Source organism: Paenibacillus sp. FSL R5-0713, assembly GCF_037973325.1.
In the GTDB taxonomy this organism is placed as follows: Bacteria; Bacillota; Bacilli; order Paenibacillales; family Paenibacillaceae; genus Paenibacillus.
In genome coordinates, this window is the sequence record NZ_CP150229.1 from 1,165,110 (window position 1) to 1,190,076 (window position 24,967).

The window sequence follows — 24,967 nt, forward strand, 5'->3', positions numbered from 1 at the left end:
GTGTAGGAATCGCCAAAAAAACAGTCTATAAAAAACATAAAAATAACGTTACAATAGAAATAGAGAGAATGATATTGAGCGGAAATTACCTATATAGGCTGAATTAAAGGGTATGGTTTGGCACGGAAAAATGAACTATTTATGTTGTTCGTGATATTTCAAAAAGCAAGGAGCAGACTGCACTCGGCAGTCTGCTCCTTTTTTATAGCATTCTGGACAACTTCCGGTATTCCCGGGGGGAAATGCCTTCATATTTGCGGAACATGCGGCTGAAATAATGAATGTCCGGGTAACCGCTTTGTATACCGACCGCCTCAATGGAATGATCGGTTTCCCGCAGCAACTTACGTGCCTCGCTTAGACGGATGGATTGAATGTATTCATTGGGCGGCATGCCCGCAATCTGTTTGAACAATTTGGCCATGTGATCCACACTCAGGTTTAATTGTTTGGCGATGCCCGAATTGGTCCACGGATTGGAAGGGGCGCCCTCTATACGTTTCATGAGCTCAAGCAGCTTCTCTCCGTGTACCGAATCATGGCGTGACGAACTTCGCCAGGATGAACGCAGCAGATGGGTCAATATTTGCAGCATCAAGGCTTTGCATACGAGCTCATATCCCGGTGGGCGCATCGTAAATTCATGTACCAATTGTTCCATAAGCTGCACGGTAGCTGGAGAAGGGGTATAGGTCGGGTTGAAGGATAGCGGCGTCATGCCTTCTGCGCAAGCTTCCACTGCGAATTTATGATGCAGAACAGTCTCTTCGTTCACAACCATATCGGCCTCGGTCTGAATGGTCAATTCGTTGAAGAAATCAAAATGAATGCCAATGAAACGTGCTTCCGGGCTGGAAACCACCTCATTCTGATGATAGACACCGGCAGGCAGCAAGATTAGCTGACCAGCCTTCAGATTAAAATTAATATCGTTCATATAAGTTGCAGCTTCGCCTTGAGAGACGTACAGAAGTTCAAAATCATACAAACGCCGCTTTGCCAGTTTGCCGGGAGGAAGGCTCTGGAATTGAGCATAATGCACGTTGGGAGACCATTCCTTGTAAGTGACGGTTCGTTGCAGAGGATATATCGCTTGTTGCAGAGACATAAGTTCCATCTCCTTTTTCAATGAGATTGGGCCAAATAGATCTAATTGAAACTGAACGGAATTGTGCAAATAATCTCTTTATCTCCTAAATAAATAATCACGTAATTTATTTATAATATATGTATTATCACATGTTCTTACGAGAGAGACAACATCACGGATTAAGCTAAAAAAGGAGAGGATGGACATGAACTCTCTCCCGGTGGAACGGAGCACGAGTTATTGTTGCGAACGACTCAGGTCCGTTGCACAGAATGGATTTCCCACGGCTACGGATTGGGAGCGATGTGTTCCAGTGGAACTGGTGGACACGGTAACAGGCAGACCACCTCATCAATCTACAGAAGTTCGATTTGGCTGGAGTCCCGAATACTTGCATATTCGCTTTGTATGCCAGGATGATCACGTCGTATCTGATTTCACGGAAAGGAACCAGCCATTATACGAGCAGGATGTGGTTGAACTGTTCATTGATGAACAGGGGGATGGCAGGAACTACATGGAACTTGAGATCAGTCCGCACAACGTGATATTTGATGCATTCATTCACAATAACGACGAAGGTTCAGCATTCCAGGCAGATGTAACCTGGCAGCTGAAGGGGTTGCATACGTCTGTGGAAGTGGATCGTCAGGGCCATCGGGTGTATCTGATCCATATTCCAGCGAGTAACTTCCAGTCGCCCCTGACTAAAGGGGTGTGCTGGAGGGTCAACGTGTACCGTATTGATGAGAATGTGCAGGGAGATCGGGAGTATCAGGCATGGCAGCCCACAGGGGCTGTAAACTTTCATCTACCTGCCCGGTTTGGTTATTTTCAATTGGGATAGCTGTGCATCACTGAAGAACAGGTTTGTATATTTTGGAGGAGGGTATTCGGATGAAAAAAGGGATTAATATATGGTCGTTTCCAGGAGATGCCTCTATTACGGATTGTATTCAGACGGCGAAGCAAGCTGGCTTTGAGGGGATTGAACTATCCCTTAATGCAGAAGGTGAACTGAGTCTGTCTGCCACAGATCAGGAGGTTCGTGACATTCAGGGACGTCTGGAGGAAGCTGAACTCGAAATCGCGGGACTTGCAACCGGGTTGTACTGGGATTACCCGATGACGAGCGCTCGTCCGGAGATTCGCACGAAAGCACTGGATGTGTGTAAAAAACAGTTGGAACTTGCCGCGGCATTTGGTGTGGATACCATTTTGGTCATTCCGGGCGCGGTTGGTGTGGATTTCATTCCAGACAGCGAAGTGACGGATTATGAAGTTGCTTATGAACGGGCGCAAGAAGCCCTTGCGCACCTGCTGCCGTATGCGAAAAGTGCAGGCGTATCCATTGGCATTGAGAACGTATGGAACAAGTTTTTGGTATCACCGTTAGAACTGCGTGCCTTTATTGATTCTTTTGGCTCAGAGTATATAGGTTCGTATTTCGATGTGGGCAATGTCGTGCAGAACGGTTACCCGGAGCAGTGGGTTCGCATTCTGGGTCATCGGATCAAAAAGGTGCACTTCAAGGATTACCGTCGTCAAGCGGGAGGGCTTCATGGATTTGTGGATCTGCTGGCTGGAGATGTGAATTATCCGGCGGTGATGCAGGCATTACAGGCTATTGGTTACGACAACTACGTGACTGCGGAGATGATTCCGCCTTACGCTCATCATTCGAAGCAGATCATATTCAATACATCCAAAGCGATGGATGCCATTCTTGGGCGTTCTCAGTAATAAATTCGGATAACAACGTTTATTGGGATATTCATTCTATTTTGATATGGGAGGTAGAAATATGTTAAAAGTGGGATTGATCGGTTTTGGGTTTATGGGACGTATGCATTTTGACAACTATGTACGCCTTGCCTCCGAAGGGGAACCCGTGGAATTGGTAGCCATCTGCGATCTGAGAATAGAGGAATTGAAGCACGGTAAAGCAGCCGGTAATATGGCAACAGAGCAAGAGGTATATGATCTCACACCTTATCGTTTGTACGACAATATCGACGCGATGCTGGAGCAAGAGGAACTGGATATCATTGATATTACGCTGCCCACACCATTGCATGCTGAATTAACATGTTCCTTGCTGGAGAAAGGTTATCATGTACTGTGTGAGAAACCGGTTGCGCGCCATTCGGCGGAAGGCTGGAAGATGGCAGAAGCCGCCAAAGCGACAGGAAAAACACTGATGATTGGGCAATGTTTACGCTTCTGGCCAGCCTATGCCTATCTAAAATCCGTAGTAGAAGATGGTCGTTATGGAGCGGTCAACGCAGGTTATTTCTTCCGCGGTTCGGGTTTGCCTCAAGAGTGGTTCCTGGATGGGGAGAAAAGCGGGGGCTGCATATTAGATATGCACATTCATGATGCGGATATTATTCACTGGGTGTTTGGCAAACCGGATCAAGTATCCACGCTCGCTCGTAATGTTATTCCGGGAAGCGGCTATGATACCGTGTCTACCAATTATGTGTATCCTGATGGAAAAGTGCTGAATGCCCAAGCCGACTGGACGCTGGGGGGAGACTACGGGTTCTCGATGACGTATCGGGTGAATTTGGAGCAAGGGAATCTGGCCTTTGAGAATGGAGAGCTAAAAGTAAATCCCAACCATGGTCCTGGTTTCGTCGCGGAGCTGTCACCCGACTCGGGATATTATCACCAACTCAAATATTTTATCCAGTCTGTTCACACGGGCACGCCTGTATCTGTATGTACACCAGAGAGTGCAACAGGCACGCTTGAGTTAATTGAAGCCGAGATACGTTCAGCAGATGAGCATGGCACATTGGTTACGGTAAATTAGGGGCAGATTGAGAAGTCGTAGAGCTTGATATTGTAAAAATAAAGAAGGGGCTGTCCTTGTCATGAATATGACGGGACGCCCCTTTTAATCATCGAGGGGGTGGCTCGTTCCACTCGCTTACAATTACGGTGTGAGCAGAGAGAGGCGCAGAGGGATGAGCGCTAACGAATCGGAGACACGTTATTCAGGAGTATGAAGCAACTACGGAAATCTAAGGAACATGAGACGCCCTATTTAGAGATTTTGAGCCGTATATCGCGTTAATCGTCAGATTTTTAGGAAATAGCGTGTCTGGTGTTCCTTAAAAATTATTAATGAGGGGAGGGAGCACAAATAAGACTCCCTGGATTCCTTAGAATAAGAAAAAAGCCTACGAGCAGCCTTAAAACAAGAAACAGCCCTACAAGCTGGAAGCAGCTCACACGCTAACTTGTATGCCAAATCTTTTTAAAGCCGCCTAAACCCTCCTAAATCATTCTAGATCATTCTAGATCATTCTAAATCCTTCGAAATTACCTACCCGAGTCCATCGACAGTAGCAGTCATTCCCCCTTGCGACCAACAACCCGCCAGTTATCCGCATGCTCCACTGTTAACGGTTGGTGTCTGCGGATGTAATCCTCTACCAGTGCGGCCATATCTGTCGCGCCTTCGTGCAACACTTTTTTACCTGGATACATCGCATAATCTCCACCGCCAGCAGCACGGTAGCTGTTCATCACAACAGAGTACATGCCATCCATATCCATTGGCTTGCCTTCACGTTCCAGCTTCACAACTCGACTACCTACAGGCTGGGAGATATCCAACTCGTATTCCATACCAGCCCACATATCGTAATTATAATGCTGAGGTTTGGGTTCCATATAAGCCGGATTGACTGCCACCTCGCCAGAAGCATTTACTTCAAAGTAACGAGCTGTTTGTTCCAACGCCTCCCGGACATCCTGACCACTCAGCTCCAGCACGGTCAGAGTATTAGGATAGATAAAGTTGGATAACACGTCCCGTACGGTGATGTGACTCCCGAAACCACGGGCTTCTTCACTCAGCATGGCGGTATTGGAGAGCTGCGCTCCAGTCGCTTCCATCTGCACTTGATGTACAAAAGCAATAAAAGGATGCGCCTTAAGCCGCAGAGCCGTTGCATTGGAGATGGACAAATCCCCAGCCACCTCGCCAATCGGTTGATCCAACCATGCTTGTGCTTCAGCTTCCAGCTCGTCCGTAAGCTTCATAACTGTAGCATCAGGCTTAACTTCCTCATTATGTTCATCCAAAAGCAACAATCGTGCCTTTTTATCTGTAATCTTCCATTCCCCGCCCGATGATTGCTCCAACTGAACGGATACATGCCCCGCACCATTTCCGCTGAATCCCGGTTGAATGACGGTTACACCATGAATAGTAGCGGTAAGCTGACGATGCTGATGTCCGGTAAGCAGCACATCGATGCCTTCAATGTCCCGACAGATGGCATAGCCTTGATTTTCTCCAGTTAACCGTTCGGCAGGCTCTCCTGTTTCCAGATCACTCTCAAACCCGCCATGATAACTGACAACCATTACATCTGGTTGTTCATGCTCGCGTATATAGCCAACCCATGTACGAATGTTCTCCAAGGCATCAAGGAACTGCAGACCTTCGATATTCTTCGGATGCTCCCAGTTCGGGATATAATGTGTCGTTGCACCCAAGAGTGCAATTCGAACACCGGAGGAGAGTGTCTTCATTAGATAGGGAGGGCCGAAGGCTGGCAGAGCTGCACCTGTTGGAAGATCTCTCGAAGATTCTGATTCATTGGCTCTGTCGTGCTCAGCATGAACAATGTTGGCAGACAGCCAAGGGAAATTGGAAGCTTCAACTGCTCCGCGCAACAGATTCTGACCATAGTTAAACTCGTGATTTCCCATCACCGCAGCATCATAACCGAGTTCATTCAGAACTGTGATGAAGGGATGCCCTTCGTTGTTGGAAATCTGTGAAGCTGCATAAGAGGCCAAGGGTGATCCTTGCAGCAGATCTCCATTATCCACTAGCATCAGTTCAGGTGAACGTTCGCGTTCCTTACGAATCAGGGAAGCCAGCAAGGCAAGCCCAGCCGGGCGGTACGCATTGGTATTGTAATGAATGGGGCGAATCGCCCCGTGCAGATCACTGGTATACAGAATATCGAAGCTTGCCGTAGGGTGTATGGATGTCATTTTACAATCTCCTCTAATATATAAGTTCTTCCCATATCTTCAACCATAATGAGCCTATTTTAACAGACTACAAGTCGCGCTGACAGCCTGACAGGAAACTTTACAAAACTCCAAATTTCGTTTCACATCGCGCAAATATTTGGCAATTATAGTAGACAAGTACTGAAAAATAGAAACTCTTTGGAGGGTGTTCGTTTGAAGAAGTCTGCTTTATTTTTACCATTGTTGATTTTGGTTCTGTTTCTGAGTGCTTGTGGGTCTAGTAGTAGTACGACAGGTTCGGCTAACGGAGATAATTCGAGTTCGAATGCATCCGGTACGGCGACGGCAGAGACAGAGAAGCCTGTCGAAGGTTATGTGCCAACGGAACTGACGGTTCAATTTGTTCCTTCCCAGAATGCAGACACGCTTGAAGCCAAAGCGAAACCGCTCGAGAAGTTGCTGGGTGACAAACTGGGCATCCCGGTAAAAGTCAGCGTATCCACGGACTACAACACAATTATTGAAGCCATGGCTTCCAACAAAGTAGACGTAGGTTTCTTGCCTCCGACAGCTTATGTACTGGCAAAAGAAAAAGGCGCTGCACAAGTTATTCTGCAAGCACAACGTTTTGGTGTAAATGATGAGACTGGAGCTCCAACAGAGCAACTGGCGGATTCCTATAAATCCATGTTTATCGTGAAAAAAGATTCGCCGATTCAATCCATTGAAGACCTTAAAGGTAAAAAAGTCGCTTACCAAAACGTAACGTCTTCCGCAGGTTATGTATGGCCAGCAGGTCTGTTGCTCGACAGAGGCATTGATCCATTGAAAGATGTAACACCTGTAACGTTGAAAGGTCATGACCAAGGTGTGATCGCTGTATTGAACGGCGATGTTGATGCGGCAGCTATCTTCCAAGATGCCCGCAACACGGTAGCCAAAGACTATCCGACTGTATTTGAAGATACACGTGTACTGGCGTTCACTGAGCCTATTCCTAACGATACCATTGCCGTTCGTACAGACATGAATGCTGATTGGACTGCGAAGATCAAACAAGCCTTCATCGATATCGGTAAAGATACGGAAGGTCACCAGATCATCAAAGAAATCTATACGCATGAAGGTTATGTAGAATCCGATGATAGCAAGTTTGAGATCGTTCGTCAGTATGGCGAAAAAGTGAAAGGTGAATAATGTGGATCCAAAAGTAGTTCGGGATCTGTTCACTTTGTAGTCGCTCTCTTGGATGGGAACAGCTTAATCGTAGCAATGGACAGGCCAGTTCAGCGTGATCTACGCTGCGCTGGCTTGTGCCATTATAGCAAGGACTTAGGTATGTTTGATCATTATGAATGAAAGAAGGATTATTGCCATGATTGAGCTTCATAACGTTACCAAAACTTACGCTAACGGCACCAAGGGCCTGGATAATATTAATCTAAAATTTGAGCAGGGGGAATTCATTGCTGTAGTGGGTCTGTCGGGTGCGGGTAAATCAACTCTCCTGCGATCCATTAATCGGCTGCACGACATTAGTGAGGGCGAGATTCTGATTAACGGAAGTTCCATCACGAAGGCGCAAGGCAAACGGCTACGCATGATCAGACGTGACATCGGCATGATTTTCCAAAGCTTCAATCTGGTGAAGCGGTCTAGTGTACTCCGTAATGTACTTGCTGGACGCGTTGGATACCATTCCACCATGCGTACCATTCTGGGTCGTTTTCCCAAAGAGGATATTGAACTTGCATTTACGGCGCTGGATCGGGTTAACATCTCGGAGAAAGCCTATTCCCGTGCAGATCAGCTATCCGGTGGACAACAGCAGCGTGTGGCTATTGCCCGTGTACTGGCACAGGAAGCGAAAATCATTCTGGCTGACGAACCAGTTGCTTCACTCGACCCGCTTACAACGAAACAGGTCATGGATGACCTGAAACGCATTAATCAAGACCTTGGGATTACAACGATTGTCAATCTTCACTTTATTGATCTTGCGAGAGAGTATGCGACCCGGATTGTCGGATTGCGAGCAGGCGAGGTCGTATTCGACGGCCCGGTGGAAGAGGCAACGGATGATCGCTTTGCAGAAATATACGGCAGACCGATTCTCGCTGACGAATTGCTGGACAAGCAGGCTGTGCATGAGCAGGGAGAAGTTGTGGTATGAAGGGGCAGTCCAACGTTCCACTTCAGAATGTAGGCGGAGTGGGGAAGGAACCTGGTTTCAGCCCGGCTCAGGTTGTGAATCGCCCGAAACCGCCTGGGCGTACGAAACATCTGCTCACCCTAGTGATCATTCTGCTCCTTCTGTGGGCCAGTGCCAAGCAGACGGATGCCAGCTTCACGGAGCTGTTTGAAGGTTTTCCCAACATGCTGGATCTGCTGAAGGAGATGTTCCCACCCCGGTGGAGTTACTTTGATAATATCGTGCAAGGCATGCTGGAAACAATTCGAATGGCCCTGATTGGAACAACCATTGGTGCCATTATTGCGATCCCGATCTCGATTATCTGCGCGGGTAACCTTATGCCGAGTCGCTGGATCTATTATCCGGCGCGCTTTCTGCTGAACCTGATTCGGACTGTACCGGATCTGCTGCTTGCTGCTCTATTTGTAGCTGTGTTTGGTCTGGGTCCAATCCCCGGAATCTTGGCACTGGCTGTGTTCTCGGTTGGTCTGATTGCGAAGCTGACCTATGAGACGCTGGAAACCATTGATCAGGGGCCGCTGGAAGCGATGACGGCTGTCGGTATGAACCGGACTCAGCTCATTGTATATGGCGTGGTGCCGCAATTGGCTGCCCAGTTCACATCCTATGTGCTGTATGCTTTCGAAATTAATATACGTGCTGCTGCCATTCTCGGACTGGTGGGAGCCGGAGGAATTGGACTCTATTATGAGGCCACACTTGGATTCCTGGAGTATGACAAGACCAGCGTAATCATTCTGTTTACCCTCGTCATTGTTCTGGTCATTGATTATGTAAGTACTAAGCTGCGGGAGAAATTGCTATGATGAAAAATGAAACAAGCCGCATCCGGCCAAAACCACGGAAGAACCCGCTACGCTGGGTCATTGTGTTACTGCTGATCCTTGTATATGTCTGGGCTCTCGCCGGTGTACCATTCACTGGTTTCAAGGAAACTGCTGCCCAGATTATGAAGGCTATTGTAGCCGGAATATTCTCACCGGATTGGGATTTTGTATACTTGCCAGAGGGAGAAGACCTACTTCGGGGACTGCTCGATACACTGGCGATTTCCGTGTTGGGTACCGTAATCTCGGCAGTACTCTGTATCCCGTTTGCTTTCTGGTCTGCCCGCAATATGAGTGGGCATCGTTCCATCTCGGGTGCAGGGAAAATGGTACTCAGCTTCATCCGCACGTTCCCTGAGATTATTATGGCCTTGTTGTTCATTAAGGCCGTAGGCCCAGGTTCGTTCGCAGGGGTACTCGCCCTTGGATTACACTCCATCGGCATGTTGGGCAAATTGTACGCAGATGAAGTCGAGAATATCGACTATGGCCCATCTGAGGCGTTGCTTGCCTCTGGAGCCAATCGCATGCAGCAGTTGTGGTTCGCCATCCTGCCGCAGGTGATACCTGGGTTCCTGAATTATACGTTGTATCGTTTCGAGATTAATGTACGTTCTGCGACCATACTCGGCGTAATTGGAGCAGGGGGGATTGGAACCCCGCTTATCTTTGCACTTAGCACACGGAACTGGCCGCGAGTAGGTATAATCCTGCTGGGAATTATCGTGATGATCACGATTATCGACTTGATCTCGGGATATATTCGTAAGAAGCTGGTGTAGGCTAATGTGAGGCTACGAGGCATATCAGATAGTGGTGCCATAAAGTATATTAGATAATTAAGTAAGGTTAGATGATAGAGTAAGAGGAGAGGACTATTCGCTGCCAGAAATATAGCCAGGGATAGTCTTTTTTTTGTGTCTGCAAATCAACAACAGAATGTTTTATTGCCGTGCTGATCATTATTCATAAGGATGTTCAATGAATATGCAGACCGAGGATTGAATTAATTTCCAATGACATGTAGTATTAATAGATTCCTATATAAAGGCAATTAAGGATATTAATCAATATTCCTCATAGATAACCATTACAAGTAATCAGTTTTTCAAAAGGAAGGTGACCTATGGAATTATTTCAATATATATGGATTGGGTTTATGGTACTCCTGTTACTCTACAGAATGGTTTTTCAGAAGTTTAAAAAACATAACAGAGAAAATATTGGACTCAGTGCAATCCTGATTATTTTCACAGGAAGCGCTTATACGTTTACACACATGAACTTGATTTTTGTCATCAGTATCATCGCCGTGGCCGCTTGTTCTGCGGTATGGAACAGCATTCTATTTGTTAGAAATGGATATGTGCCGGAACGTTTGAAATGAATCCACGTTCTGCATTGCTTTTACAATATGTAACCAAAGTAGCGTCGCAGGAGCTGGTCTAACGAACTTGAGAGTCCTTATTTGGTAACATGAGGCGTCACTGGCATTCTAACGAATCGTAGTGACGCTATTTGTTGAGTCTAACCTGAATTAACCCTCTTGGAGCGGAAATATAGTTAAATAGCGACACTGAGGTTCGTTAGATTTTAGAATTCCGTCAAAATGGCTGAATAAGATCTGTCAGATTCGTTAGCCGCGTTAAGGGGGAAGGGTATCACGTGAAATTCCCAATACATAAGCGCACGAGGCAATGAGCCGAGAAGCCCACGATCCCAAGAGCGTCAGCCCCTGAGATTCATAAGTAACAAGTCACTTTAGCGTCATGAGTGAATTGGTACCGTATAAGTCAAAGTATTCCGATGTTCCTCTGCTCAACTAAAAAAAACCGAAACCAGGTTGCCCTGAATCAGGCAATGTTGGTTTCGGTTTTTTAGTAGCTTGGTTAAAAGTCAGGCTTCTTTATTGAGACCTAGCTAGCCAATGGCAACGCTTTGGTTACTTGAACCGTAATGGTCTCTGTGCTGGTCACGCCTGCGGCGTTGATCAGCTCAGCGCGGTACGTGTATGTTCCGTTAGCACGACCGGACAATTCCGTAAACGCACTTTGAGAAGCGGGTGTAGCGGCTTTCAAAGTTTGTGTATCAATCAATACATCATTCTCATAGAGACGGTATTCGGTAGCGTTCGTACCCCACCAGAGGTTCATGGATACGCTGTAGTTGCCATCACCATCCCAGTTGTTTTGGGACAATGTTGCTTTGCCAGGGGAGGCGTTCGTTACTTGTACCGTCAGCACGTCACTGCGTGTTGTGCCTTTGTCATTGGTCAGCTCGGCAACGTAAGTATATGTGCCATTCGTTTTGCCAGTAATGGCCGTTTTAGCAAACTGTGAAGAAGGTGTAGCCGCAGTCAACTTCTGCGTATCAATCAGAACACCGTTCTCATACAGTTTGTACTCGGAACCATTTTCACCCCACCAGAGGTTCATGCTTACGTTATACGAACCTTCGAACAAGCCAGTCGTATATCCATTATCAGAAGAAAGCACCGGTTTACCCGGCGCTTCTGCAGCTGGAGTGGAAGGCTGTTCGCCTCCACCTTGATCTTCAGCAGGTACAAAATCATTCAAGCTTCTAGGTTTCAATTGATATACGTCTTTGAAAATAGCAGAAACGCCTGTGATATCAATTTTGTCCCCAGCAGTATAAGGGAAGGAAGTCTCCGTCACGCCTGTACGGGTGTCTACACGGATATGTGTAGTTGCTCCGTCCGCAGCCACTGCGTCAAATTCGAAAGATCCAGCCGGTGTAGCGCTGATGATATTCTCAATCGTTACATCTTTCAATTGAACCAGTTGACCCTGGTTCGCATCTGTAATGGCTGTAACTTCAATTGGAGCAGGTACGGAAGCCGTACCTGTTTTCTCAATCGCAACGATGTCGGTAAGCTCGAACTCGCTGTTATAGATGGTTGTTGCTGCCGTTACTTTCACCGTGTCACCTGCATGAAAACCACTTGTGTGTTGGAAGACATAAATTCCGGCAGTTTCATCTTGAAGATAAAAGGCTTGTCCACCGAATGCACCTGGTTCTGTCGTTACAACACCTTCGATGGTTACGGTAGTACCGACAGCTTTGGTGCGTGCTTCAGCAACGGTAATCGCTGCTGGAATCGGTCCTTCTTCTTCCGGAAGCTGTTCAGCTGGCACATTGCCAACAGTCACGGCATTGGTAATCAGGTTACTGCCGTTCAGACGGAGACGCAGGCTTGCAGCGCCAGTTGTACCCGGTTTGATACGTACATTCAGATCTTTGATCCCGCGACCTTGGCTATCCGAGGTTACACTGAATGTGGAGCTGTAACCGTACGATGTCGGCCAAGTACCACTTTCATTCTGAATCATGGCTACCTGTGTTCCGCCAGTCAGATAGATACCAGCACTATAACCGGATACGGTTGTGTTTGGAGCCATGTTCTCCACAACGACACGAATCTGGAAGTCTTCTGCATTCGGAAGCGTATCCTGTTTCACGAAGCTGTAAGAAGCATTTGCGCTGGATGCAGGGCCGCCGTAAGAACCAGCCTTGAACGTGGAACGATCGAACCACTTGTATCCAGCAGCAGGTGCGGCCCAAGGTTCAGCCTGTGGTTCTGTAGAAGCAGCCGGCTCTTCGAATGGCAACAGCGCTGTAGCTGTATCCAGTTCAAGTCCGTTTACTTGAGTGAAATCCGTGTAGTTCTCTTGTGTAGCAAGCCAGTTCACCGTGTTCACGAGCAATACGGCATCATCGACTTCTTTGAATCCGTCATAGGTTGTTTTACGTGTGCCCGTCTCTTCACGCAAGTATTTAGGCGATGCATCTTCTACTGGAGAGGAGTCACCGATGAAGGCAGCCTTACCAGCTCCAAGCTTGGATACGGCTACGTAAGGACCTTCTTCGATCCCGCCGCCGTTGTATACGCCTTGGTCCACCGCGTTGTTCCATTTGGCGTTGGTTTTTGGCAGGTACACAATGCCTTTTGCCTTTTCCGGATCAGTGATTGCGAGGGTTGAGCCGGCATGCATGGCTACAGCCGACACGCCTTCTGTGATGCCGAAGGCTTGATCTGCCGGTACAATGATATTGGCATTGATATCGCCAAGTGCGTTATAGCGGAATCGTACGCCAAAATTATCGGACAACCAGTCTGAGCTGGTGATGTTTTGCATGGCTTCAGAATTACGCTCATCTGTGCTCATGCCTTTGGCTGGATCTTCGAATGCTCCACGACGATAGCCATTGATAACTTCAGAGCCATCCCAGCGGTTTTTATTACGGTCTGCATTATAGTGATCTCCAACGAAGAAGATGCTGCCGCCGGTTTCAACATATTGTTTGAGTGCTGCCTGTTCGGATGTTTTGAAAGGAATTTGAGGCTCTGCAATAACGAATACGTTATACTCTTTCAGATCATCATAGGTAAATGGAGTCGTCTTGCGAAGTTCTTTGACATAATAACCATCATTCGCGAGTGCATTCCCGAAGTCAGAGAAACCTCCATCGATGACCCAGTCTGCTGCTCCAGCCGTCTGGCCGTGTGAGTTGTCGAACAATACTTTCTTGCCTGCATTTTGGTTCACAACCTTCGCTTGGATGAATGGTGCCGGGTCTGTCGGTCCTTCCGCATGAACCGATGCATCTCCGTTCCATAATCCGATCTGAAGCGGCAAAGCCATGGACAATGCGAGGAGTGATTTTAGAAATACTCCGCGCATACCTGTTAATTTACCCAACCAAATCCCTCCCAAATATTAGTTAATTCATGAGTTCGTCCATATTCTACCACATGAAAATCTCACATAGTCATAACAATTTGTAAAAATTAACTCGATATTTGTAAAATTGGGTCTTTTGACATATCCATAGGTATTTCGGTCCTGTCTTAACACTCCCATCCGGCGTCACTGTTGATTTTGCATAAAAAAAGCCATCTCTATGAGATGACTTTGGCCCGAATTCGATTGACGGCATGGAAGACAGAAGACTTAATCATGCCTTCACTGCGATTCACCAGCTCTGCCGTTTCCTTGATGGAGTATCCGTGGATGAGGCGAAGTTCTAATATTTTTCGGTGTTCCGTGTTGTTGATATGGGAGACAAGATCATGAACGCCTTCATTAATTTCAAGTTGGGGTGTATCGAGGTGATGGGTAGGTACCTCCAGACGGCTGTCACGTTTAAGTGTACGGGTTCGCCTGCGGAAACTGTCCATGGCAAGGTTTCGGGCAATCCGTTTGAGATAATAGAGGAGTCGATCTTCAGGGATATCTACGGTCACATTCATCAGTCGAATGAAGCAATCCTGAGCCAGATCTTCTGCGTCTTGTGGCTGTTTGACGATATGGGATAGATACCGTGTGATTTCTGATTTATAGTTGACATAAGCATCGTTGATTTGTGCAGTGTTCATATGATGTGAATCCCCCTTGGATACAGATCAGGCTTGGGTCCGGTCTGGTATGAGTCTCTTATGATCCAAGTATATCGGGAGGTTGTTTCCAAACGGTTCAGAGTTGTATCGAAGTTGTAACATTTCGTGCTTCCCTCTATTTAAGCACAAGGCTTGGGATACAAAATATAGGCAGATGAAATTCATAGAGCAGGGAGATTACGAGGGTATCATGAGACCAAAAGAGATTTTAATTATTGAGGACGAGGAGTCCATTCGAGATATTTTGTCCTATTCGTTACGCAAGGAAGGATTTGAGATCAAGGAAGCAGCTACGGGTAAAGAGGGGTTGAATCTGCTTCGGGATTCGAAGCCGGATCTGATCCTGTTGGATCTGATGCTGCCGGATATGAGCGGTTTTGATGTGTGTCGGCAACTGTCTGTGAACTCCAAGATACCCGTCATCATGATCACTGCGAAGTCTGACATGCTGGACAAGGTACTTGGCATGGAGCTTGGGGCGGATGATTATATCACGAAACCTTTTGATATTCGTGAGGTGGTTGCGCGCATTCGTGCAATCTTTCGCCGAATTGATCTCATCAGCGAGACGCTGGAGAATCAGTCCTATGAGGTGGTCAGGCTTGGCAAGCATATTGAGATTCGCAAGGATGAACGGGAAGTGTGGAAAGACGGGGAACGCGCAGGACTCACCAATAAGGAATATGACCTGTTGTTATTTCTCGTGACCCATCATCGTAAGGTACATACACGTTCTGAACTGCTGGACAAGGTATGGGGATTTGATTTTGCAGGAGATACCCGAACGGTGGATATTCATATACAACGGATTCGCAAGAAATTGGATAGTGGTGTGCAGGGCATTTCGATGATCGAGACTGTATTTGGTGTAGGGTATAAGCTGAATATTCAGGTGCAGACATGAAGTGGACCATCCAGTTCAAAATGGTGGTGCTCTTCTCGGTCATCGTCTTTATCGGATTCTCTGTTCTGCTGATTCTGTCCAATAAGGTGGCACAGGAGAATATGTACCGGGAAGTGCATGAGGACATGGTGCAATCGAAGAAAAATCTGGATATCGCGCTGAATCAGTACTTCCTGATTCATAACAAACGCATGAGCAGAGACTCGCTCGAAGCAGGAAGCCGCGAGCTTGCGGAGCAGATTGGTTCAGCCGTTGGCGGAAAAATTACCGTATATCGCCCCGATGCTTCACCATACGGATCTACTGGCAGTGAAGCTAATGTCGCTATGCGGTCTGACCATCCTGATGTGAAGGCGGCCATACAATCCAAGATCGCGTATACCACAGTTGTGGATAAAGGTCGGGTCACCTCCAGGCTGTCCTTTCCGCTTCAGATGGATCAACAATTGATCGGAATTGTTCAGATGGAGAAGGATTACACGGATTTGTTCAAACGCAACCTGCGTTTTCAAAATACGATCAAACTGTTCGCAGCGGTGATTTTCGTATTTGTATTTATCGCCTCCATCTTCATTTCCCGGAAAATCACCCAACCTATCCGTGTACTCACGAAACGTTCTGCGGAAGTGGCTCAGGGGAGTTTGAATGCAGACATTCAGATAACCACTAAGGATGAGATTGGTGAACTGGCTTCAAGCTTCACCATCATGATTGATCGTGTGCGGGAGCAGATTGATGTGATTGAGCGAGAACGGGACGAAGTGAATCAAGTACAGGCGCGAAGCAAAGTCTTTTTTGACAATGTGACACATGAACTGAAGACACCACTAACGACCATTCTGGGATACGCCCAGATTTTGCGGGATAACGGATTTACCGATCAGGATTTTTTTGACAAAGGCATGAATTATATTATCAAGGAAAGCCAGCGTCTCAACACGATGGTTGCGGATATCCTGGAGGTCTCGGTCTCCTCTGCGGTCATTCAGGCGTACCGATTCGAACGTATCGATGTATCGGATGTTATTCGTGAAGCTTGTGAAGACATGTCGATTAAGGCGGGCAAGTACAATATAGGCATTCACTATGAGCTGGAGGAACATCAGTATCTACAGGGAGATCGGGACAAGCTGAAGGAGGTATTCCTCAACGTTCTGGATAATTCGGTTAAATATAGTGATGTCAATTCAATCATTGAAGTACAATCTTTCCGGTTAGGTGAGACTATCGCTATTGTGATTCGTGATCAGGGGGAAGGAATCGGAGCTGAAGCACTCCAGCATGTATTTGAACCCTTTTACCAGGATAAAGGAATCAACAGGGTGGAGAAGGGCAGCGCAGGACTGGGCTTGTCTATTGTGAAGAACATCGTGGAGCGTCATGGAGGAACAGTGGAGATGAAGAGCATCATGCGGCAAGGGACACAAGTAAATATCAGTCTTCCGGGGGAAATGAACGCATGAGACATCCTGGATTCTGGCGAAAGCACCGTGACAAATTGATGTTGTCAGGGCTGTTAATCGCATTTGTCAGTGGAATTTTCGGAATCGGCAGTCTGTTCAGTATGGGGAATCTCAAACCAAGAACGGTGATTATGCCAAGCGAGCAATTCAACAGCCGTCTGGCGCCGCCGCCCAGCAGTACGATTCAAGTCGAGTCGGCAACGAAGATTCCGAATGACTTCGCAATCTATGATTTTGAAGTGGTAGACCGAAATACAATTATATTAAATCAACCGGAACCTTCCTATTCAGGGCTGCGGCTGTCTCTCCTGCATCTGGATGATAATGAAGTGAAAAATATTGCAACGAATACGGATTACGGTGTAGTCATCAGCCCGGATCACAAGAAGTTGATATACTCCCAATATCGGGCGGGTCAAGCGCAGAAGACGACGTATGAGTATATGATTCAGAGCGGGGAACGTCGCAAACTTTCGAACGATAACTCGTATTACAGAGTGTTTACAGGGAATGAATCCTACATCGGTCAGGATGATCTCTTATTCAAACAAGTCGATCTAAAGCAGGGAACGAGTCAGACCATCTACACGCATGATGAGCTGATGGGCATGTTTGCTGGAACAGGACAAGGACAAGAAAAAGGATCGAGTGATACATTTATCGTTATGGATGTCTTTGAGGTCAGTGAAGATCTGAAGCGGTTCTATATGCTGGTGATGCTGAAAGAAAACTATGCCATATATCGTGTGTCGCTTGAGGATGCGCATGAAGTGAAGGCATATGCGGCAATGGAAGAGATTCAACAGTACAAGTTACTGAAGAACGGGGACATGCTCATCCAGGGAACGATCAATAAGGTGCAGGGATTATATCGGTATCGCGCAGAACAGAAGCAATATGAACTGGTCCTGAAAGGGTCCATCTGGAGCTTCGAACTGGATGCAGATCAATCGCGAATTGCTTATTTTTTGCCAATGGATAATCAGAATCAGAAGAATGAATTGCATATTGCCTATCTGAATGACAGCAAGCTTTCGTCAGATACGGTGATCTACCGTAATATTGATAGCTTCATCAAACTCAGATGGAATGATGACGAACTATTTGCAGTAGGAAGCACCATGGATAAAAGTGAAATGTACCGCTTTAGTTTCAGAGCCTGGTAAACTATGGAAGGTATATGAAGATAAGACCTTGGTCTGGATGAGGCTGGCGACAGCTCCCATGCGGACAAGGTCTTTTTGTTATGACAATTTACAAATTGGATACAACTCCGGTCAGCCTGGATACATCTCCACCCTATAATAAAAGGGAATATGCTACGCGAATCTATACATACTTGGCAAGTAGAAAGGAAGACATGCAGTAATGCTTCAAGTTGATCAATTATCCCACTCGTTCCGTAATAGCCAGGGAATCGTACCGGTGCTTCAAGACATCAACCTGACGATTGCAGAAGGCAAGATGGTGGCGCTGCTGGGAAGTTCAGGTTCAGGCAAGTCCACGCTGCTGAATCTGATGGCGGGGCTGATGAAGCCGGATCAAGGCAGGATTCTGATTGCGGGACAAGATATTGTTCGTTTCAGTGAGAATCGCCTGGCTGAGTTCAGGCGCAGTCATATCGGATTTATTTTCCAGTCGTATGAGCTGCTGTCCAATCTCACGATTCGGGAAAATGTAGAGTTACCGTTGGTGTTCATGGGGATCAGACCTTCGAAGCGCAAAGCAAAAGCATTGAAACTATTGGATCAGGTTGGACTAAGTGAAAAAGTAAACTTGTTCCCGTCCCAGTTGTCGGGCGGTCAACAACAACGTGTCAGTATTGCACGCTCACTCATTACCGAACCCTCGGTGATCTTCGCAGATGAGCCTACCGGGAATCTGGATACCGAGACAGAGGAAGAGATTATTGCAATTTTGCAGCAGCTTAACCGGGAGCTGAATACCACCTTTGTCATTGTGACACATGAAGCAGAAGTCGCGGAACAGATGCAGGTTGTACTTACATTGCAACATGGAATATTGGTTGAAGAGGCTGTAAGGGAAGTTTGAGGCAAAAGGAGAGGAAATGTGAGAATACGGGATGTAGCACGTATGGCCTGGGGACAGATCATTCGCAGGAAAATGGTCACGCTGCTGTGCATGATGGGGTTGTCCATCGGTTCTGCCGCCATGATCATTGCACTTAGCGTGGGGCAGTCCGTACAGGCCTATAGCGAGAAAACATTGAACGACAATTACAAGATGGATGAGATCACAATTACGCCCAATGAAGGCATACGTACGGGGAACGGCAAGGGGGGCGGTCAGAGCTCGACATTTGAACGCGGTGCGCTGACGCTGGAGAAGATTCAGATTATTCAGAGAATTCCCCATGTGGTTGCTGTGGCACCCATGTTAAAGCTGGATTCGTTGGAGATGGTGCTTCCGGATGGTCGCAGTACATACGTTGAAGTTATTGGCACGGAGCTGCAGACCCTGGGCGGGTTCGGATATAAATATGCCGAGGGACGTGCGGCGGAGGATGGTCGTATGGCGGTGACCAGCTATGGGGCCGCATTCGGACTTGTAGACCCGAAAGTAACTCAGAAGTTATTCGAGCAGTTGAATGCTGATCCATATAACAATGAGCTCCTGCAGCAGTATACGGAAATGTCATCCAAGCAGGATCAGCTGGTTCAGCAGCGTGTCCAGTTCCGATATGAAGATTATGCGGATGCGAGTAAAACCAAAATGAGTGGGTCTGTACGTGTATCAGGCGAGCTGACGAAACCTTCCAACATGGATGAGATGAGTGCTCAGGGCGACAAAAAAGTATATCTGCCGCTGGACACAGCACGTGCATTGCAGGATGAGCTTGGGTTGCAACAGGCGGATAGTAGTGCAGCCAAGCGTCTGAACTCAGCCTTGGTCAAAGTGGAGGATAAACGCTATGTATCCCAGGTTGAAGAACAGATCCAGAAGCTGACGTTAAATACACAGAGCAATCTCTTCCAAGAGGAAGCAATGGCTGGCCAACTGGGGATGTATCAACAAGCGGCATTGGGCATCGGTGGTTTTATCATGTTGCTGGCCTCGTTGTCCATTGTTGTAGCGATGATCATGTCTACGCATCAACGGCGCAAGCAGATTGGTGTAATGAAGGTGCTGGGGGCGAATCTGTGGCAGATCCGCCAGATGTTTATAACGGAAGCAGCGATGCTTGGATTAATGGGCGGCATGGCAGGTGTTGGAATTGCCTTTGCTGCCCTCGACGGGGTGAACAGTCTGCTCGCGAGTCAGATGGCAGATCAGGTCAATGGTCCGATGACCGTGGTTATTCAGCAGTCCGCTCTGCCGCTCGGCATCGTGTTTGCTGTGCTGGTCGGTGTTGTTTCGGGAATATATCCGGCAATTAGCGCATCGCGGACCAACGCATTAACTGTGATCAAATCAATGTAATTTTATCAGCGAAAGGGAAATTGGGCACATGAAGAAATGGATTAAAATCATCATCACGGTTGTACTTTTGGCAGGTGTGGGGTACTGGCTGTATGAAAAGTACAAACCAAAACCGGAGGCACCTGTTGAGATCCCGCCGCCAATTACGTTTGATGTTACACAAGAAACGATGACGCAAACGATTCAGGTAAAAGGGAAAACCGTATATACCGATCAGACGGATATCTATGCTCCATATGCTTCGAACATCCAGCAGTGGCATGTGAAAAGTGGTGAGCAGGTGAGCAAAGGGGATATCCTGTTTACACTCGACACGTCCACGTTACAAACGGAAGTCGAGCAATTGCAGAGCGATTTGGAGAAAGCCCAGCTTGAAAATAAGATGAATCAGGTTAGCCTGGATCAGGCGAATATGAGCGAACCGCTTGGCGTGACGGAAGAAGAGCGCAAGAAGGCATTTGCGGACCGGGAAGCCAAACGCCTGACGTATGAATTGAATCAAAAAGCACTGGTCCTGAAGGAGAAGGAGATACAGAAAAAGCAGGCCGTGATGAGCAAGTCCACTGTGTATGCTTCCGCCTCCGGTATATTTCAGATGAATGAAGAGGACAGCAAGACACGTGCAGTGACGGAAGGACAGCTAATCGGGTCCATTACCAATATCAGCAAACTGAAATTCATGACGATTGTTGGCGAAGAAGAGATGTTCAGACTTAAGGTGGGAATGCCGGTTAAGGTACGAATGACAGCGCAGAAAGACCTGCAATTCACCGGGAAGGTAAGCAAGGTGTCCAAGTTCGCCCGGAAGAGTACCGATACAGACCTCAAGCAGGCTTCCCAGTTTGACGTGGTCATTGATCTGAAGCCGGATGCAAGGATGTATGGAGGCGTGAGTCTGGAAGGCGATATCGAGACGATGCGTAAGGATAAAGTGACGGTTGTGTCCAGCTTGGCCATCATGCGGGATCAGACCGAACCTTACGTCCTGTTAGACAAAGGGAACGGACTGACAGAGCCGCTGACCATCAAGGCTGGAATAGAATCGGGGGACAAGACGGAAGTGGTAAGTGGGTTAAAACCGGGAGATGTCGTTGTTCTGCCCTAGACAAACGGGTGAAATTCGACCTTGATCAACACGAGGTTCATTGTGGTATAAGGCCAGGATGAGCCTCTGGTGTGGTTAGGGGCAAGGGGTGTCCAGATTCCTGCCTGAATTATGGAAAAAAATATAATTAAATTTATTTAATTCAATTTACAGTAATATTTACATGTCGTATAATCGTACATAAGGAGGTGACACCGAACATCAAGTTTGTAGATGGGCAGGCGATGGCCTTTTTTTAAACCGATTAAAGAAAGCGCTTACTGAAGTGAAAGATTCAAGTATCCTGTAAATCCATCTCCACACTTCTTCATGTCTAACACACAATCACCCACACCCACCACATTATACTCATTCTCATGGTTCGCCCTCACACAATTTGTTTGACCAAGTTTCCAGTTATACAACCATTTCTTATGGAGGTGATACAACCAACTCATCCGAACGTTCTCTTCGTGCTAAGCATCATCATGACACAGAGGATCAGACATGAGTACAACCCAATCTAACTAAAGGAAAGGTGGAACTATGAAGACTACATTGAAAACCAGATCAAGAGGTAAGAAGATCCTGCGCAAAGGAGTAAAGCAAATGTTGGCGGCAACACTGCTGGCGGCGGGGATTTTCCCGGGAATGTCTCCGGGCCTGACTCAGGCGGCTGAAGCACATGTGGATAATCCATTTGTAGGGGCAACAGCTTATTTGAATGAGGACTATTCGGCTCTTGTGGATACGTCCATTGCGTTGACCAATGATGCATCGCTGAAGGCACAGATGGAGACGGTCAAATCGTATCCAACCGCAGTGTGGATTGACCGGATTGCTGCGATCTATGGCGGTACGGACAATGCGGGTCGCAAAAGCGTTGAGGAACATCTCGATGCTGTTCTTGCCCAAAAGAAACCCGGGACACCAATAACGGCTTCATTTGTTATCTATAACTTGCCAGGTCGGGATTGTCATGCCCTTGCTTCGAATGGTGAACTTCCACTAACACAGGCTGCACTACAGACGTATAAAACGGATTATATTGATGTGATTGCAGATATCTTCGCAGATCCGAAGTATCAGGATATTCGCATTATCGCTGTCATTGAACCGGACAGTCTGCCTAACCTTGTGACCAACCTGAGTACACCAGCTTGTGGTCAAGCCAGCTCAACAGGTATCTATGAGGCCGGTGTGAAGTATGCATTGGACAAGCTGCACGCGATTCCGAATGTGTACAACTATCTGGATATCGGTCACTCCGGCTGGCTTGGATGGGATAACAACCGTTCTGCAGCAGTTGCGTTATATACGGACGTAGTTAATGATACTGCGGCAGGTCTGCAGAGTGCAGATGGCTTCATTACGAACACGGCGAATACCACACCGCTGGGAGAGCCGAACCTGTCCAACCCGGATCTCAATATCGGTGGACAACCGATTAAATCAGCCAAGTTTTATGAGTGGAATCCGTATTTTGACGAAACCGATTTCACCGCTGCGCTGTATACCGATTTCGTACAAGCCGGCTGGCCAAGCAGCACAGGTTTCCTGATCGATACTAGCCGGAACGGCTGGGGCGGGGTAGACCGTCCAACATCGGCTACGGGCAGCAACATCAACGATTATGTAAATTCCGGACGTGTAGATCGCCGGGAGCATCGAGGGAACTGGTGTAATGCCAGTGGAGCTGGCATAGGGGAAGTCCCTAAGGCAGCGCCAGGACCAGCGCATCTGGATGCGTATGTCTGGGTGAAACCTCCGGGTGAATCCGATGGCTCCAGTTCCGAAATTCCGAATAACGAAGGCAAAGGTTTCGACCGGATGTGTGATCCGACCTTCACCACTCGGGATGGTGTACTAACAGGTGCATTGCCCAATGCTCCGGTATCGGGTCACTGGTTCCATGATCAATTCGTGGCACTGGTGAAGAACTCATTCCCTGTGCTGCCTGCAAGTAATGGTGGAGGCAATCCTCCGGGAGGTAATACAGCTCCGGCTGCACCCACAGCTTTGACGGCTACTGCCGGTAACGCTCAGGTCTCCTTGACGTGGACGGCTTCTGCAGGTGCAACGAGTTATAGCGTGAAGCGGGGACTGAGCGCATCAGGTCCATTCACAACGATCGCAGCCAATGTGAGTGGAACATCCTACACCAATACTGGCTTGATCAATGGTACAACCTATTATTATGTGGTCACGGCAACCAATGCTGTAGGTGAAAGTGTTAACTCTGCCACAGCAATTGCTACACCGGTTGCAGGGGTAACGGCGCCAGCTGCACCGACTGCGCTCACAGCAACCGCAGGTAATGCACAGGTGAGTCTGACGTGGACTGCCTCTACAGGTGCAGCAAGTTATAATGTGAAACGGGCGCTGAGTGCAGCAGGTCCGTTCACAACAATCGCGACGAATGTGAGTGGTACGTCATACACCAACACTTCCCTGACGAACGGAACAACGTATCATTATGTGGTAAGTGCAGTGAACACAGCAGGGCAAAGTGCCAATTCTGCTGTAGCTTCCGCGACACCTCAAAGTGTCGTTGTACCGACAAGTGATCTTGTCCTGCAATATCGTGCTGGAGATACCAATGCGCTGGACAGCCAGATCAAACCGTATTTCAACATTAAAAATCTGGGCAGTACTGCTGTGAATCTGAGTGATCTGAAGATCCGGTATTACTTCTCCAAAGAAGGATCGGCTGCAATGGATTCTGCCATTGATTACGCTCAAGTTGGCGGAGCCAATATTCAGCGCACCTTCACAGACTCGTATGTAGAGCTGAGCTTCACAGCTGGCGCTGGCAGCATTCAGGCTGGTGGACAGACTGGCGATATCCAGCTTCGCATGTACAAAACAGACTGGTCCAACTTTGACGAGACGAATGATTACTCCTTCGATCCAACGAAAACATCCTATCAGGATTGGAACAAGGTAACACTCTATCAAGGTGGAAACCTGGTATGGGGCATTGAGCCTTAAACTTTATTGTAACTGTCTTAACCGCGATCCTCAGTGTGTTAGAGGATCGCGGTTTTTGCTATGCATTACAAGAGTCATTCTAGATTGAAGTTCTCACTTGAACAATGTATGTATAATCGCTTGAAGATCCGTAATTAGGGATGTAAGAGCGGGCGTATCAGGCTGGGCTGTCCTCTGTTCATGAAAATGAGCAGGGGACAGCCCTATTTCTTTTCTAACGAACAGAGGACACGCTATTCAGTTGAATTGATGCATTTGATAAATCTAACGAATCGTAGACACGCTATTTAGTTAATTTGGGTAGATTTTGATCCTCTTAGACTCGTTTTGGTCCAAATAAGGTTACTGAGATTCGTTAGGATTCGTTGTTGCAGTTTCACCACCTAATAGGGTGCGTGGGATTCGTTAGAAAAAACTTGGCGGTGAGTCTGAATCATGCTTCAGCTTGAATCGTTCATCGGTTTGATTTACAAAATGACTCCTAAAAACACTGAATATTGATCGTTTTGGACGGATATTTGCCTAGGGT

At 47.3% G+C, this 24,967-nt stretch carries 19 protein-coding genes; 15 read left to right on the plus strand and 4 right to left on the minus strand.

All coding sequences use genetic code 11. The features are described 5' to 3' along the window. Positions 1-202: 202 nt before the first annotated feature. On the minus strand, positions 203-1,108 hold the full coding sequence (locus MKZ12_RS05170) for a helix-turn-helix domain-containing protein (RefSeq protein WP_339259123.1): 906 nt from the start codon (positions 1,106-1,108) through the stop codon (positions 203-205). Between the two features lie 187 nt (positions 1,109-1,295). On the opposite strand from MKZ12_RS05170, the gene MKZ12_RS05175 reads away from it, so the two are divergent. The 3 genes from MKZ12_RS05175 (at position 1,296) to MKZ12_RS05185 (ending at position 3,908) form a co-directional block, all read left to right on the plus strand. After that, the gene (locus MKZ12_RS05175; protein ID WP_339259124.1) at positions 1,296-1,937 is read left to right on the plus strand and encodes a carbohydrate-binding family 9-like protein; all 642 of its coding nucleotides are present in this window, start codon (positions 1,296-1,298) and stop codon (positions 1,935-1,937) included. Between the two features lie 50 nt (positions 1,938-1,987). Next, on the plus strand, positions 1,988-2,833 hold the full coding sequence (locus tag MKZ12_RS05180; protein WP_339239966.1) for a sugar phosphate isomerase/epimerase family protein: 846 nt from the start codon (positions 1,988-1,990) through the stop codon (positions 2,831-2,833). 61 nt (positions 2,834-2,894) lie between these two features. Further along, positions 2,895-3,908, plus strand: coding sequence for a Gfo/Idh/MocA family oxidoreductase (locus tag MKZ12_RS05185; protein WP_339259126.1), 1,014 nt, complete (start codon positions 2,895-2,897; stop codon positions 3,906-3,908). A 542-nt stretch (positions 3,909-4,450) separates the two neighbouring features. Here MKZ12_RS05185 and MKZ12_RS05190 read toward each other — a convergent pair. Continuing rightward, positions 4,451-6,112, minus strand: a complete 1,662-nt coding sequence (locus tag MKZ12_RS05190; protein ID WP_339259127.1) for a bifunctional UDP-sugar hydrolase/5'-nucleotidase — start codon at positions 6,110-6,112, stop codon at positions 4,451-4,453. A gap of 195 nt (positions 6,113-6,307) precedes the next feature. On the opposite strand from MKZ12_RS05190, the gene MKZ12_RS05195 reads away from it, so the two are divergent. From MKZ12_RS05195 to MKZ12_RS05215, 5 genes are all read left to right on the plus strand, one after another. Continuing rightward, positions 6,308-7,291, plus strand: a complete 984-nt coding sequence (locus MKZ12_RS05195) for a phosphate/phosphite/phosphonate ABC transporter substrate-binding protein (RefSeq protein ID WP_339259128.1) — start codon at positions 6,308-6,310, stop codon at positions 7,289-7,291. Positions 7,292-7,469: 178 nt separating this feature from the next. Continuing rightward, on the plus strand, positions 7,470-8,267 hold the full coding sequence (gene phnC, locus MKZ12_RS05200) for a phosphonate ABC transporter ATP-binding protein (RefSeq protein WP_339259129.1): 798 nt from the start codon (positions 7,470-7,472) through the stop codon (positions 8,265-8,267). Further along, positions 8,264-9,115 (plus strand): phosphonate ABC transporter, permease protein PhnE, encoded by an 852-nt coding sequence (gene phnE, locus MKZ12_RS05205; protein WP_339259130.1) that lies wholly within the window; start codon positions 8,264-8,266, stop codon positions 9,113-9,115. The genes phnC and phnE (MKZ12_RS05205) overlap by 4 nt, the downstream gene beginning before the upstream one ends. Further along, complete coding sequence (phnE, locus tag MKZ12_RS05210; RefSeq protein ID WP_339259131.1) at positions 9,112-9,918, plus strand: phosphonate ABC transporter, permease protein PhnE; 807 nt, start codon at positions 9,112-9,114, stop codon at positions 9,916-9,918. The genes phnE (MKZ12_RS05205) and phnE (MKZ12_RS05210) overlap by 4 nt, the downstream gene beginning before the upstream one ends. A 344-nt stretch (positions 9,919-10,262) precedes the next feature. Continuing rightward, positions 10,263-10,523 carry a hypothetical protein gene (locus tag MKZ12_RS05215; protein WP_339259132.1) on the plus strand — a complete coding sequence of 87 codons (261 nt, stop codon included), beginning with the start codon at positions 10,263-10,265 and terminating at the stop codon, positions 10,521-10,523. A gap of 529 nt (positions 10,524-11,052) precedes the next feature. Here MKZ12_RS05215 and MKZ12_RS05220 read toward each other — a convergent pair. Continuing rightward, the gene (locus MKZ12_RS05220; protein ID WP_339261318.1) at positions 11,053-13,800 is read right to left on the minus strand and encodes a DUF5689 domain-containing protein; all 2,748 of its coding nucleotides are present in this window, start codon (positions 13,798-13,800) and stop codon (positions 11,053-11,055) included. Positions 13,801-14,057: 257 nt separating this feature from the next. Next, positions 14,058-14,534 carry an RNA polymerase sigma factor gene (locus tag MKZ12_RS05225; RefSeq protein WP_339259133.1) on the minus strand — a complete coding sequence of 159 codons (477 nt, stop codon included), beginning with the start codon at positions 14,532-14,534 and terminating at the stop codon, positions 14,058-14,060. Positions 14,535-14,745: 211 nt separating this feature from the next. Between MKZ12_RS05225 and MKZ12_RS05230 the strand changes: the two genes are divergently transcribed. The 7 genes from MKZ12_RS05230 (at position 14,746) to MKZ12_RS05260 (ending at position 24,438) form a co-directional block, all read left to right on the plus strand. Continuing rightward, positions 14,746-15,459 carry a response regulator transcription factor gene (locus tag MKZ12_RS05230; RefSeq protein WP_253430918.1) on the plus strand — a complete coding sequence of 238 codons (714 nt, stop codon included), beginning with the start codon at positions 14,746-14,748 and terminating at the stop codon, positions 15,457-15,459. Then, positions 15,456-16,922 carry a HAMP domain-containing sensor histidine kinase gene (locus MKZ12_RS05235; RefSeq protein ID WP_339259134.1) on the plus strand — a complete coding sequence of 489 codons (1,467 nt, stop codon included), beginning with the start codon at positions 15,456-15,458 and terminating at the stop codon, positions 16,920-16,922. The genes MKZ12_RS05230 and MKZ12_RS05235 overlap by 4 nt, the downstream gene beginning before the upstream one ends. Next, positions 16,919-18,088 carry a hypothetical protein gene (locus MKZ12_RS05240; RefSeq protein WP_339259135.1) on the plus strand — a complete coding sequence of 390 codons (1,170 nt, stop codon included), beginning with the start codon at positions 16,919-16,921 and terminating at the stop codon, positions 18,086-18,088. The genes MKZ12_RS05235 and MKZ12_RS05240 overlap by 4 nt, the downstream gene beginning before the upstream one ends. A 202-nt stretch (positions 18,089-18,290) precedes the next feature. Then, a complete protein-coding gene (locus tag MKZ12_RS05245; protein ID WP_339259137.1) occupies positions 18,291-18,974 on the plus strand; it encodes an ABC transporter ATP-binding protein in 684 nt (227 codons plus the stop codon). A gap of 18 nt (positions 18,975-18,992) precedes the next feature. Beyond that, the gene (locus MKZ12_RS05250; protein WP_339259138.1) at positions 18,993-20,363 is read left to right on the plus strand and encodes an ABC transporter permease; all 1,371 of its coding nucleotides are present in this window, start codon (positions 18,993-18,995) and stop codon (positions 20,361-20,363) included. A gap of 28 nt (positions 20,364-20,391) precedes the next feature. Further along, entirely contained in the window at positions 20,392-21,468 is a 1,077-nt protein-coding gene (locus MKZ12_RS05255) for an efflux RND transporter periplasmic adaptor subunit (RefSeq protein ID WP_339259140.1), read from the plus strand. Between the two features lie 525 nt (positions 21,469-21,993). Next, positions 21,994-24,438, plus strand: coding sequence for a glycoside hydrolase family 6 protein (locus tag MKZ12_RS05260; protein ID WP_339259142.1), 2,445 nt, complete (start codon positions 21,994-21,996; stop codon positions 24,436-24,438). Positions 24,439-24,967: the final 529 nt, after the last annotated feature.